This is a genomic window from Cyanobium sp. A1C-AMD (genome assembly GCF_024346495.1).
Lineage (GTDB): Bacteria > Cyanobacteriota > Cyanobacteriia > PCC-6307 > Cyanobiaceae > Cyanobium_A > Cyanobium_A usitatum.
This window is the reverse complement of record NZ_JAGQDB010000070.1, coordinates 1-12,298: the sequence shown is the minus strand read 5'-3', so window position 1 is coordinate 12,298 and position 12,298 is coordinate 1. Positions and strand designations below refer to the sequence as shown.

The window sequence follows — 12,298 nt, the reverse complement described above, 5'->3', positions numbered from 1 at the left end:
TGAGCGCAACGCCCCCAGCCGATCAAGCCATGACTAAAAAGGTGGATGTGCTGATCGTGGGTGCCGGGCTCTCGGGCCTGGTGGCTGCCCGCCGACTGCAAAGCGCCGGCCGCGTGGTGCGGGTGCTGGAAGCCCGGAGCCGGGTGGGCGGGCGCATGCTGAGCAGCACCAGCGCCAATGGCAGCGTCATTGACCTAGGCGGCCAATGGGGCGGCGCCAGCCACCACCGCTTCGCGGCCCTGATAAACGAGCTAGCACTCGAGCGCTTTGCCAGCCACTACGGCGACCGCGGAGTCTTCCACTGGCGCGGCAGAAGGGTGGAAGCACCCCTGGCAAAAGACTTTGCGTCAAGCCATCTCTTCTTTAACCCTGAGAGCCTCGGCCTGACTGCAGCGGAGCTGGACGCCTTTCAGCTCCTGCAGCGGGCCTTCACCGCCCTGGTGGCCCAAATGGATCCTCTCCAGCCTTGGCGTACCCCCGATGCCGAGCAGCTCGACCGCCTCACGGTGGCGCAGTGGGCCGAGCGCCACACCACCGTCCCCCTAGCCCGCCTACCCCTCGACTGGCTCTGCCGCATGGGCGGCTCCGGCGGCTTTGAACCCTGGGAGGCTTCGATCCTGCACCTGGCCTGGACCCAGGCCGTCGCCCCCCAGGCGGAGAGCCCGGAGGCCTGGCTGGTCCGCGGCGGGGCCGGAGCTGTTGCCCAGCGGCTCGCCTCAACCCTGGAGGCCCAAGCGCCCGGCAGCCTGCTGCTGAACCGGCCCGTGCAGGCGATCGTTCAAGACAGCACCGGCGTTTGCCTGGTGGACAGCAGCGGGGAGCGGCATCACGCCGGCAGCGCCATCGTGGCCATCCCGCCACCGCTGCGGCTGGCGATCCGCTTCGAGCCGGCCCTGCCCGCAGCCCTTAGCTCCCTGCTGCAGCGCTCACCCATGGGAGCAATGATCAAAATTCTGGCCATCTATGCCCGGCCCTTCTGGCGCGAGCAGGGCCTCAACGGCCTGGGGAGCGGCGATCTGCCGTTCCTGGAGCTCACCGCCGACAGCGGACCTCCGGAAGGCCAGCCGGCCGTGTTGGCCGGCTTCATTGCTGGCGAGCGCGCCCTAAGACTTGGCGCCATGCCAGCCCTGCAGCGGCGGCAGCTGGTCATTGACGACCTAGTGGCCAACTGGGGGCCAGAAGCGGCAAAGCCGCTTGAGCTGGTGGTGCAGGACTGGAATAACGAGCCCTGGAGCGGCGGCGCCTTCACCAGCTTCGTGATCCCCGGCACCTGGACGGGCCCGGCCCGGCTAGTAGCTGCCAATCACGGCCGGGTGATCTGGGCGGGCAGCGAGGTTTCCCCGAGATGGCCGGGCTATTTCGAGGGGGCAATCGAAGCCGGCGAGCGATCGGCCACCACGGCCATGGGCGAATTGCCAGCCGCAGGGGTGGCGGTGCCCACAGCCAACTAGCTGTGCTCGCGCAGGAAAGTGATCGTGCCTTCAAGCTCCTCAGCGAAGCGGTCGATCTCTTCGGGGGTGGTTGTGAAGCCCAGGCTGGCTCTGGCTGAGCCCGGGATGCCGTAGAGGCGGTGCAGGGGCTGGGTGCAGTGGTGGCCGCTGCGGATGCAGATGCCGGCTGAATCCAGCAGGGCGGCGATGTCGTTGGCGTGCAGGCCATCCACCGTGAAGGCCGCCAGAGCACCGCGATCGGGTTGCTGCTCGGGGGTGGGACCCAAGATACGTACCCCCTCGATCGCCTGGAGACGCGCAAACAGCTGGCGGGTGAGCAGCTGCTCCCAGGCGTGGATGCGCTCGAGACCAATGGCACTGAGATAGTCGAGGGCGGCGCCCATGCCGATCGCCTCGCCGATGGCCGGGGTGCCCGCCTCAAATTTGTGCGGCAATTCGGCCCAGCTGCTGTGATCGAGGTAGACGTCCTGGATCATCTCGCCGCCGCCCAGGAAGGGTGGCATCGCCTCCAGCAGAGCCTCGCGGGCCCAAAGAAAGCCCATGCCGGTGGGGCCGCAAAGCTTATGGGAGCTGCCCACCAGGAAATCGCAGCCAAGCTGGGCCACATTCACCACCAAATGGGGCAGGCTCTGACAGGCGTCCACCAGCACCAGAGCGCCAGCGGCGTGGGCCAGCTCCACCACTTGCTCAATCGGGTTCAGGCAGCCGAGGGTGTTGCTCACCTGCACCAGGCTCACGAGCTTGGTGCGCTCGCTGATCTGGCCGCGCAGATCCTCCAGATCCAGCTCACCGCTCTCGGTGAGGCCCGCATGGCGCAGCACGCAGCCAGTGCGCGCAGCCAGCAGCTGCCAGGGCACCAGGTTGGAGTGGTGCTCCATCACCGTGAGCAACACCTCATCACCGGGGCCCAGGTTGGCCTCGCCCCAGCTGCGAGCCACCAAGTTGATCGCCTCGCTGGCATTGCGGGTGAACACGATTTCTCGCGCATTGGCCGCACCGATGAAGGTGGCAGTTTTGCTGCGGGCTGCCTCAAAGCCTTCAGTGGCGCGAGCACTGAGCTGGTGGGCGCCGCGGTGCACGTTGGCGTTGTCGTGGTCGTAGTAGTGCTGCAGGGCCGCCAATACCTGACGGGGCTTCTGGCTGGTGGCGGCGTAATCGAGGTAGATCAGGGGCTGGCCAAGGCAAGCCGTTTGGGCCAGCAGGGGGAAATCCGGCCGGGTGAGGGCAGCAAGATTGGGCGTAACCACCTCAAGGCTGGTGGTAGGTGCGGTGGTGGCTGCTGCAGCGGTGGTGCTGATGGTCATGGATGCTCCCGCAACAGCAGCTTTAGCGGATTCAGGGCCGCCGCCGCCGCGGGAAGCTCGCGCAACACCTCCTCGCAGTAGCCCCGCAACAGCAACCGTGAAGCTTGTTCAGCGCCAATACCCCGGCTCTGCAGATAAAAAAGCTCGTTCTGCTGCAGCCGACTAATGGTGGCGCCGTGGGCGCACTTGACATCGTCCGCGACGATTTCGAGCTCGGGCTTGGTATCCACTCGGGCCCGATCGGAGAGCAACAGGCTGCGGCTGAGCTGGGCGGCATTGGTTTGCTGGGCGCTGCGCGGCACCCGCACAGCCCCGTTGAACACGCTGCGTCCGGCCCCATCAGCCACCACCTTGTGGAGCTGGTCGAGCTGCCCATCGGGACCTTCAAAACGCACTTGGCTGTGGGTGTCGGCCAGCTCCTGACCATCCACCAGCTGCAGGGCCCGCAGCCGCGTCTGAGCTGCTCCCTCCAACTGGCTGATGCAGGGCTCGAGCCGGCTTAGGGCCCAACCCCCAACTGCGGTGGTGAGCTGAAGGGAGCTGGCGGGGGCTTGGCTGATCGACAGGTGGCTGAGCAAGCTGGCGCGGGCATCGCCAGGCGCGAGGAGCCCCAGATTGAGCTGGGCGCCGCGGCCAAGCTGGGCCACCGCTACCAAGCTGGTGGCATTGGGGCCACTGGAGCCGTGCTGAATAAGCAGCTCCAGGCTGGCGCCCTCCTCAAGCACGAGCACCAGCTGCAGTGCCCGCAGACCCGGCTCCGCGCCGGCGTCAAAATGCAATTGCAACGGATCTGCTGCTCCAGCCACCCGCAAGGCCAGACAGCGGGGCGAAGCGCCTTGATTAAGCCGCACCGACCAAGCATCGGTGCCGCCTGTGGCTTTGAGCACCTGCTGCTGCAAACCCTGCGCCTGATCAGCTCCGATGCGGCTAATGCCAGCGGGCAAGCTGAGTTGGGCGAATGGATCGACACCACTCCAGAGCTCGGGCGCCAAGGCCTCTAGGGCAGCCAGGCCAGTGAATCGCCACTCCTCCTGGCTTCGCCCCGGCAGGGGAGCGCCAGCAAGTTGGGTGAGCCAATCGGCAGTATTTGGCATAACCGCAGCTGGCATCACAGCACCTCCGCAGGTTCCTGGCCCCTGCTAGCCAGCTCCTGATCCACCCATTCGTAACCAGTCCGCTCAAGCTCCAAGGCCAGCTCCTTGCCTCCGGTGCGCAGGATCCGGCCCGCAGCCATCACATGGACGTAATCGGGGGTGATCAGATCCAGTAGGCGCTGGTAGTGGGTGATCAGCAAGGTGGCATTTTCCGGGCCCGCGAGTTGATTGACCCCATCAGCCACGATGCGTAGGGCGTCGATATCGAGGCCAGAATCGGTTTCATCGAGGATCGCCACCAAGGGCTCAAGTAGGGCCATCTGCAAGATCTCGTTGCGCTTTTTCTCTCCACCGGAGAAGCCTTCGTTGACACTGCGCTCTAAAAAGGCCGGATCCATCTGCACCACCTTGAGGCGCTCGCGCACGAGGTCCTCGAAAGCAAAGGTGTCCAGCTCCTCCTCACCCCTTTGAGCGCGGCGGGCGTTGGTGGACACCCGTAGGAATTCAAGGTTGCTAACCCCCGGAATCTCCACCGGATATTGAAATCCCAGAAACAAGCCCAAGCGGGAGCGCTGTTCTGGCGCTAGCTCCAGTAAATCTGAGCCCAAATAAGAAATAGACCCGGCTGTGACCGTGTAGGCGGGATGGCCGGCCAGCACTTTGGAAAGTGTGCTTTTGCCACTGCCATTACGCCCCATCACTGCATGAATTTCACCAGCTCGGATCGTGAGGTTCACCCCCTTGAGGATTGGCTGCTCCTCAACCCGCGCGTGCAGGTCAGAAATTTCTAGCAATACCGGGGCGTCTGGGCGAATCACAGCAGGTAAGGAAAGGCGGGAAAGGGGAACGGACAGATAGAACAGATCGGTGCGGCTCAGCCCACTGATCCCTCGAGCTTGAGGGCAAGCAATTTGTCTGCCTCAGCAGCAAATTCCATGGGCAGTTGATTAAATACGTCGCGGCAAAAACCGCTGACCATCATCGAAACCGCCTCTTCAAAACCAATGCCCCTGCTTTGCAGGTAAAAGAGTTGGTCTGCGGAGATGCGGCAAGTGCTTGCCTCGTGCTCCACTGCGGCATCCGGTTGCTGAGAGCGGATATAGGGATAGGTATTGGCGCCAGCTTGATCGCCAATCAACATCGAATCGCACTGGCTGTAATTCTTAGCCCCTACCGCTTTAGGGCCTATTTGGACAAGGCCGCGATAGCTATTAGAAGAATGACCAGCGCTAATGCCCTTACTGACAATGGTTGAGCGGGTCCCAGGACCGACGTGAATCATCTTGGTACCAGTATCAGCCTGCTGATAGTTATTAGTGAGGGCAACCGAATAAAATTCGCCCACCGAATCAGCACCTTGCAGCACACAACTGGGATACTTCCAAGTGATTGCTGATCCAGTTTCCACCTGAGTCCAACTAATTCGGCTGCGGTCGCCCCGGCACTGGCCGCGCTTGGTCACGAAGTTATAAATGCCACCTATGCCATGCTCGTCACCGGCGTACCAGTTCTGAACCGTTGAGTATTTGATAGAAGCATCATCAAGTACCACCAACTCCACGACGGCTGCATGGAGTTGATTAGTATCAAACATCGGGGCCGTGCACCCCTCCAAATAGCTAACCGAAGCACCCTCTTCGGCAATTATCAAAGTACGCTCAAACTGGCCCGTATCGGCGGAATTGATCCGGAAATATGTTGAAAGCTCCATTGGGCATGCAACGCCCTTGGGGATAAAAACAAAAGAACCGTCGCTGAAAACCGCAGAATTCAGGGCCGCAAAATAGTTGTCATTACTGGGAACTACTGTGCCAAGATATTTCTCTACCAAACCTGGATACTCCTTTACAGCCTCGCTGATTGAGCAGAAAACAACGCCATGCTCGGCAAGCTTTTCACGATACGTGGTGGCGATTGAGACACTGTCAAAAACAGCATCAACCGCCACGTTGGAGAGGCGCTTCTGCTCACTAAGTGGGATGCCAAGCTTTTCAAATGTTTCCAGCAGCTTGGGATCGACCTCGTCAAGACTGGCTTTTTTCTCCTGCTGCTTAGGAGCTGCGTAGTAGATGATATTTTGATAATCAATCGGTGGGTAACCAAGTGCCGCCCAATCTGGTGACTGCATCTGCAGCCATTGGCGGTAGGCCCGCAGCCGAAAAGCCAATAAAAACTCAGGCTCATTTTTCTTCGAGGAGATCAGACGCACTACGTCTTCACTCAGACCCTTGGCGATCTTTTCAGTTTCAATATCAGTAACGAAACCGTGCTTATACGGCTGTGAAACTAGATCGCCAACGGTTGCAGTACTCATCGAGGTAAACCGACTCAGCTGGCAGTAAGGGCTTTAACTTCGTCAAAAGAAATGGTCTGCTGGTCACCGCGGAAAGCATTGTCCTCGGTGAGAAACAGCATGCAGTGGCACTCTTTACGCTCCCTCATGGGCACGCAAGGGCAGTTCCAAAAGGCTTGGGAAACCTCGGCCTGCTTGTCCTCGTAATGACGGCAGGGGCATAGGGCACCACCAAGCTCATCTTTGTGCTTGGCCAAACCAGCAAGCACAACCGCGGTCACACCGGGATCACTACAAAAGTAAGTACCGGTGCGCTGCGCATAGGTTTCGGCAAACTTTCGAATCACCTCCAAGCTGTCGGAATGCGCCGGCGAACTCCCTGCGGGGCTCTCAGCGGTCGAACTGGCCGGAGTGTCGGACATGGCTCGAAAGGAAGGTGATCAGAAGGCGGTAGTCAAACAGCACCTCGGAATCCGGTGCCATCGGCAGCCAGCAATAGGATTTGCCGGCAGACCATTACGAAACCGATGTGTTTCGTTAGGGATTGAGCTTAAGACACCAAGGCCGCCAGCGGGGACCAATCCCCAACCTCCCGCCAGTCGTGGCATCGTTGTCTCAACCGGCCTTTGCCGTGAGCGCCATTCCCGAAATCATTCACCAGCACGCCGATCCGGCATCCACCCGGGATACGGTCCTCACCTTGCTGGTTAGGCATGGAGAGGCCACCGCGAGCGCCCTAGCCGCACACCTGGCGATGTCGGTGCAGGTTGTGCGTCGCCATTTGCGGGGCCTAGAAGACGATGGCCTGGTCGAAGCAAGTCCTTCGGCTGAGGGTCCGGGCAGGCCCAGTAATTATTGGCGCCTTACCGCCAAGGGGCAGGGGAAATTTCCCGATGGCAGCGACCATTTCGCCCTCGGTCTGCTGCAATCTCTGGCTGGCAACCTGCCCCCTGAAACCCTGCAGGGACTCCTAGAACAACAAGCCCTTCAGCAGGCTGACGCTTACCGCCACCGCATCGGCGCTGGCTCGCTTCAAGAGAGGCTGGAGCAACTAGTGGATTTACGCCGGCAAGAGGGGTACCTGGCGGAATGTTCCAAGGATGCCGGCAACCCTCAAGCCTGGATGCTCAGTGAATTTCACTGTTCCGTGATGCGCATTGCCGAGCAATTCCCCTGCATCTGCGACCAGGAGCTGCAGCTAATTCGCCACACCTTTCCCGACTGCCAGGTGGATCGGGTGCAATGGCGCTTGGAGAAGGGTCACTCTTGCGGCTTTCGCCTGACGCCCTGCCGTGACGACTGAAGCGCCGCCACCCCAGGCCCAAAGTCCGCTTTCAGCAGCGGAACTAGCGGAGCTGGAGGCCACCCTCCTGCCTGCCTTGGAGCGGCACCATCTGCGCCTCCTGGCCCACAGCCTGCGCAGCCTGCAGGCGGTTGCCACCCACCAGCCCGCGGGGGCACTCCCAGGCCATGACGCGATTTGCGCCTGGGCCAGCCAGCAGCCCGCGCTCGCCGACGCCCCCTGCTTCCAGGCAGTTCTGGTGGAGCAATTAGAGGCGGCGGGCAGGCAGCTGCAGCAACTGGCCACCACCCTGGGCCGGGCACCATTGGCCCTACAACTGGGCGACCTAATCGCCGCGGCTTGCGATCATCGCCGCAGCCCCAGCCACATTCACAGCCACATCACGCCAGTGAGCGAAATCCAATCCGATGCGATCGCCGACGCCCTCAGCTTTTTCCGCCTTAGCTGCGGTCGCTGGCGCTCCCAGCGCAGCAGCCATCACCTGCTGCACCGGCGAGCTGAGGCGGGAGGCTCCTTCATTGAGGTGGTGGAGATCGCCGCAGACGACCCCCGCCTGATCGCCATCGCCGAGCTCCACGGCGAAGATCCCGCCGGCCTCGTTGGGGGCTGCCGGGTGACCTGGAACGCCTCAATGGCGTGGGACAAGGCCGGAGAAGCCCACGAAGGGGAGAGCGTTTTCGGCTTAATCCCCACCGATGAGATCGGCCGGTCCGGCCTGCTGCTGCGCGACCGCGGCTACGCCGAAACCGCCCCTGTTGCAGGCCATTTCGCCATGGACGAGCGCGATGGGCTACTGCTCACCACCGGCTACGAAACCATGGCCAGCCTGGAGCGATTCAGCTTTGCCGGCCCCAACGTGCGCCTGCGCACCAGCACGGTGGAGGGCCTCTCCAATACGGCGTCCTTCTGCGTCGAAACACGGCTGCTCGACAGCCCGCAGCCTGGGGCCACAACTACGGCCCAAGAGCCCGTTTCCGAGCAGCCCCTGTCTCCCCTGGGATGGTGACGAACGTTACGGACTGTGAGCCCTGTCTCGGCCAGCCGAAGCCGACCGCGGCTGCACTTCTACGATCAGCAACGACGGATGATGAAGTTGTGTGGCCCTGCCCCTCCTGAAATACGCGCCCACTACCCAAAACTCGCGGGTTGACCCGCTTCGGGTGGGTTCGGATGAGGACCCCAAAGCCATGTCCATGGACAGGGCAATGGATCCCAAAGACCTAAATCTGGTCATTGAGTCGTGTTATCGACAGATTTTCTTTTATGCCTTCAAGGTCGACCGCAACTTGACACTGGAGAGCCAGCTGCGAGATGGCCAAATGAGTGTGCGGGATTTCATTCGCTCCCTGTGTCTCTCAGACACCTTCACCCGCAGCTTCTACAACCTGAACAGCAACTACCGAGTGGTGCGCCACTTGGTGGAAAAGCTTCTGGGTCGCCCCACCCACGGCCGGTCTGAGGAGATCGCCTGGGCGGCCGTGCTGATGACCCGCGGGGTCAAGGGCATGGTTGACGACATCCTCAACGGCCAGGAATACCTGGATGCCTTCGGTTACGACACCGTTCCCTTCCACCGCAACCGCGTGGTGGGCTCCCGGGATCTGGGCGAAACCCCCTTCAACATCACCACTCCGCGATACGAGGCCTATTACCGCGGCATCTTGGGCTTCCCCCAAGTTGTGTACACCGGCACCGCCAAAACGATCCCAGCTCGCTCCCGTCAGCGCCGTGGCGGCTTCCCCGAGGACTACCTCCCCTGGGTACGCAATCTGCCTGCCATGCGCAGCCAAGGCGGTGCATCGGGCAGCGTCAGCATGGACTATCTGTCCAAGGTTCCTTACCGCAGCATCGGCCGCTGAAGCCAGTCCCCAACTAAATCCCCGGGCGGTCAAAAGGCCGCCCTTTTTTATGGGCCATCAGCACCCAGGCCGTCAGCATCTACTGACGGCTCTAGATCGAGCTACCCGAGCCAGGAGAAACTCGTCCACACTGATCCCAAAAGAAATCTGTTGCTGTGACTCAGGCATTCACCGCATTGGCACGCATGACCCTGCGTCAGCTTCGCCAGGTCGCTAGCGACCTTGGGGTGGGCTTGTACAGCCGTAAGTCCAAGGATGAACTCCTAGCCGCCATCAATGATCGCCAGGAGGAGGAGGACACGCCTATCAGTCTCAAGGCAATCGAAGCAGAGCTACCCCCAGCTCCCCGCCCCAGCGCAGCAAATACCAGCGTCGTATTTCTGCCCCGCGATCCCCAGTGGGCCTACGTGTTCTGGGATATCTCCCAAAGCGATCGGGCCTCAGCCCTGGCAACTGGTGCCTCCCAGCTTTGCCTGCGCGTCGCCGACGTAACTGGCCTGCCGGGCGGTTCAGCCCACCCCCACACCCTGCAGGAAGTGGTGGTCGACAGCCATGCCACCGAGTGGTATCTACCCGTACCCCTGTGCGATCGGGATTACCGGGTGGAACTCGGCTACCGCAAAGGCGGCGGCGGCTGGATATCTCTGGCCTTCTCTTCAGTGGCACGGGTACCGGCCCAGCACCCCAGCGAGCAAATACTCGATCAGTTCGTGCCCTTTTCGTTGGAAACGGCTCCAGCCATCCTGCCGACGCCGGTGGAGCCAGCCGATGCAGGACTGCACGAACGCCTTTATCAAACGGCCACAGCCCGCTGGCGCAGTCTTGGCAGGGGTTCTGAGGCTTTCCATGAGCTACAGGCAGCCGGGCTAGACACCAGTGAACTCAACACCTCTGGTGCCGGCATATGGGCCAGTGGCCGCAACGCCTCCGGCATCGGCGGGGTCGCTTCCCGTCAACGCTCGTTCTGGCTTGTGGCTGATGCTGAGCTGATTGTGTATGGGGCAACCGATCCCTCTGCCCGCCTCACCATTGGCGGTGAGGAGGTGCCCCTTTCCGCCGATGGCACCTTCCGAGTGCAAGTGCCCTTCCGCGATGGTCAGCAGCTTTATCCGATCGAGGCGGTCGCCGCCGATGGCGAGCAGAAGCGCAACATCACCCTTGAATTCAGCCGCTCTACCCCTGAAGACAACAGCAACCCAGCCGAAAAGGCCGTAAGCGAATGGTTCTAAATCGAGTCTTGGCACTGAAGCGCTCTGCCGTAGCCCTCACGCCGATGGCAGGAGCACTGGCATTTCCGCTGATTGTGCCGGTTGTGTTGATGCGCTTCGGCCTGCCAGCAGCCATGCTTAGCGCCGTGTTGATTGGTACTGCTTGGTTTGTGGTGATGCTGCGCACCGCCGAGATGCCCGGCCACCACTAGATAAAGCCTCAGCTAGGTCCCATGTGGGAACCCTGGGTTCAACCGCCCAGTGCTGCCATGGCCAACCTTTCGCCGCGCCACCCCTTCGCCTGGGCAAGCCTTGTGGCCTTGGCTTTAGCTGGCTGCAGTGCAGACGCCCAGCTACTTGGCCAGTCAGCCCGGCCCAAGCCCGTCCCCAGGGGCATCGAGCTGGCCTTCAACCACTCCGAAACCAGCCGCTACCGCAGCCCGATCAACGGTCAATGGCGTCAGGGCGACGATCTCGAGGCTTTCGTGCTGGCCAGTATTCAGTCGGCGCGGCAGGAAATCCTGGTAGCGGTTCAGGAGCTGTCGCTGCCGAAGCTGGCCGAAGCGCTGGCGGCTAAGCACCGCGAGGGGCTGACGGTGAAGGTGGTGCTGGAAAACACCTACAGCAGCCCCTGGAGCGAAGAACATCCGGCCGATCTGGCCCCACACCAGCGCACCCGCCATGAGCAGCTCAAGGCCCTCGGTTGGGGGGACGCTGTGGCGATCCTGCAGCGGGCCGGCGTGCCCCTGATCGACGACACCGCCGATGGCAGCGCCGGCAGTGGCCTCATGCACCACAAATTCATGGTGGTGGACAGGGCGGTGGTGGTGACCGGCTCAGCCAATTTCACCCCCTCCTGCATCCACGGCGATCCGGGGGCAGACCGCAGCCGCGGCAACGTCAATCACCTACTGCGTCTGCGCAGCCGTGAACTCGCCAACTCCTTTGTGGCCGAGTTTGAGCGGATGTGGGGCGACGGCCCCGGCGGCCAGCCCGACAGCCGCTTTGGGCTAGGCAAGGGCGGCGGAGCTCCCCAAAAGCTGCTGGTGGGGGCAACGCCGGTGACGGTGCTGTTCGCCCCCCATCGTCGCAGCGATCCCCACCAGGGGCTACGGCTGCTGGAGGAGCTGCTCTCGGGCAGCCGCAAACACCTGGACATGGCCCTGTTCGTGCTGTCGGAGCAGCGGCTGGCCGATGCCATGGCCCGCCTGCCGGGGCAGGGGGTGCGGATCCGGCTGCTGGCCGATCCCGGCTTCGCGAACCGGGCCTTCAGTGAGGTGCTCGACCTACTCGGCACCCAGCTGCCCGATCACCGCTGCGGCGTGGAGGCAGCGAACCGCCCCTGGCAGCGCCCCCTCGAGAGTGTCGGCACACCACGCCTGGCCAGCGGCGACAAACTGCACCACAAGCTGGCTGTGATCGACAACCGCACCGTGATCACCGGCTCCTTCAACTGGAGCCCATCAGCCGCCCACCAGAACGACGAAACCCTGCTGGTGTTCGACTCCCCCATGCTCGCAGGGCACTTCACCTCTGAAATCAATCGGCTCTGGAAAGGCGCTGAGCTCGGCATCACCGAGCGGCTGCAACGCAAGCAGGAACGGCAACGCAACCGCTGCGGCAGCGGGGTGCAGAGGGGATAAGCGGGAAGAAGTGGGAACAACAACAAGCTCGCTTGGCAGCAGCTCCTGACCAGCGCCTGGATGACCCGGTAGCTGTCAGGAAAGATGACGTCTCTGCTGCCATTCATGCAGCCGTGGCAAACGTAGCTGGTCTTGGGTCGATT

Annotated in this window: 12 protein-coding genes; 7 read left to right on the top strand and 5 right to left on the bottom strand. The window is 62.3% G+C overall.

Translation table 11 applies throughout. The features are described 5' to 3' along the window. On the top strand, positions 1-1,451 hold a 1,451-nt coding region (locus tag KBY74_RS10980), incomplete at its 5' end, for an FAD-dependent oxidoreductase (RefSeq protein ID WP_254942741.1). Here the strand turns inward: KBY74_RS10980 and KBY74_RS10975 are convergent. The 5 genes from KBY74_RS10975 to KBY74_RS10955 are packed head-to-tail and all read right to left on the bottom strand — an operon-like array spanning position 1,448 to position 6,564. After that, positions 1,448-2,755, bottom strand: a complete 1,308-nt coding sequence (locus tag KBY74_RS10975) for a SufS family cysteine desulfurase (RefSeq protein WP_254942740.1) — start codon at positions 2,753-2,755, stop codon at positions 1,448-1,450. The genes KBY74_RS10980 and KBY74_RS10975 overlap by 4 nt on opposite strands. Next, positions 2,752-3,864 carry a SufD family Fe-S cluster assembly protein gene (locus KBY74_RS10970; RefSeq protein WP_254942739.1) on the bottom strand — a complete coding sequence of 371 codons (1,113 nt, stop codon included), beginning with the start codon at positions 3,862-3,864 and terminating at the stop codon, positions 2,752-2,754. The genes KBY74_RS10975 and KBY74_RS10970 overlap by 4 nt, the downstream gene beginning before the upstream one ends. Beyond that, positions 3,864-4,667: a Fe-S cluster assembly ATPase SufC gene (gene sufC, locus KBY74_RS10965; protein WP_254942738.1), complete on the bottom strand. Its 804-nt coding sequence runs from the start codon at positions 4,665-4,667 to the stop codon at positions 3,864-3,866. The genes KBY74_RS10970 and sufC overlap by 1 nt, the downstream gene beginning before the upstream one ends. A gap of 56 nt (positions 4,668-4,723) precedes the next feature. Beyond that, positions 4,724-6,163, bottom strand: coding sequence for a Fe-S cluster assembly protein SufB (gene sufB, locus KBY74_RS10960; protein ID WP_254942737.1), 1,440 nt, complete (start codon positions 6,161-6,163; stop codon positions 4,724-4,726). 14 nt (positions 6,164-6,177) lie between these two features. Further along, positions 6,178-6,564 carry a ferredoxin-thioredoxin reductase catalytic domain-containing protein gene (locus KBY74_RS10955; RefSeq protein WP_254942736.1) on the bottom strand — a complete coding sequence of 129 codons (387 nt, stop codon included), beginning with the start codon at positions 6,562-6,564 and terminating at the stop codon, positions 6,178-6,180. 230 nt (positions 6,565-6,794) lie between these two features. On the opposite strand from KBY74_RS10955, the gene sufR reads away from it, so the two are divergent. The 6 genes from sufR to KBY74_RS10925 all read left to right on the top strand — a co-directional run bounded on the left by sufR (position 6,795) and on the right by KBY74_RS10925 (position 12,155). Beyond that, a complete protein-coding gene (gene sufR / locus KBY74_RS10950) occupies positions 6,795-7,445 on the top strand; it encodes an iron-sulfur cluster biosynthesis transcriptional regulator SufR (protein WP_254942743.1) in 651 nt (216 codons plus the stop codon). 388 nt (positions 7,446-7,833) lie between these two features. After that, on the top strand, positions 7,834-8,451 hold the full coding sequence (locus tag KBY74_RS10945) for a phycobiliprotein lyase (protein WP_396123179.1): 618 nt from the start codon (positions 7,834-7,836) through the stop codon (positions 8,449-8,451). A gap of 91 nt (positions 8,452-8,542) precedes the next feature. Further along, positions 8,543-9,304, top strand: coding sequence for a phycobilisome rod-core linker polypeptide (locus KBY74_RS10940; RefSeq protein WP_254942735.1), 762 nt, complete (start codon positions 8,543-8,545; stop codon positions 9,302-9,304). A 185-nt stretch (positions 9,305-9,489) separates the two neighbouring features. Next, a complete protein-coding gene (locus tag KBY74_RS10935) occupies positions 9,490-10,533 on the top strand; it encodes a DUF4912 domain-containing protein (protein ID WP_254942734.1) in 1,044 nt (347 codons plus the stop codon). An 8-nt stretch (positions 10,534-10,541) separates the two neighbouring features. Continuing rightward, positions 10,542-10,724: a hypothetical protein gene (locus tag KBY74_RS10930; RefSeq protein ID WP_254942744.1), complete on the top strand. Its 183-nt coding sequence runs from the start codon at positions 10,542-10,544 to the stop codon at positions 10,722-10,724. 57 nt (positions 10,725-10,781) lie between these two features. Beyond that, positions 10,782-12,155: a phosphatidylserine/phosphatidylglycerophosphate/cardiolipin synthase family protein gene (locus tag KBY74_RS10925; protein WP_254942733.1), complete on the top strand. Its 1,374-nt coding sequence runs from the start codon at positions 10,782-10,784 to the stop codon at positions 12,153-12,155. Positions 12,156-12,298: the final 143 nt, after the last annotated feature.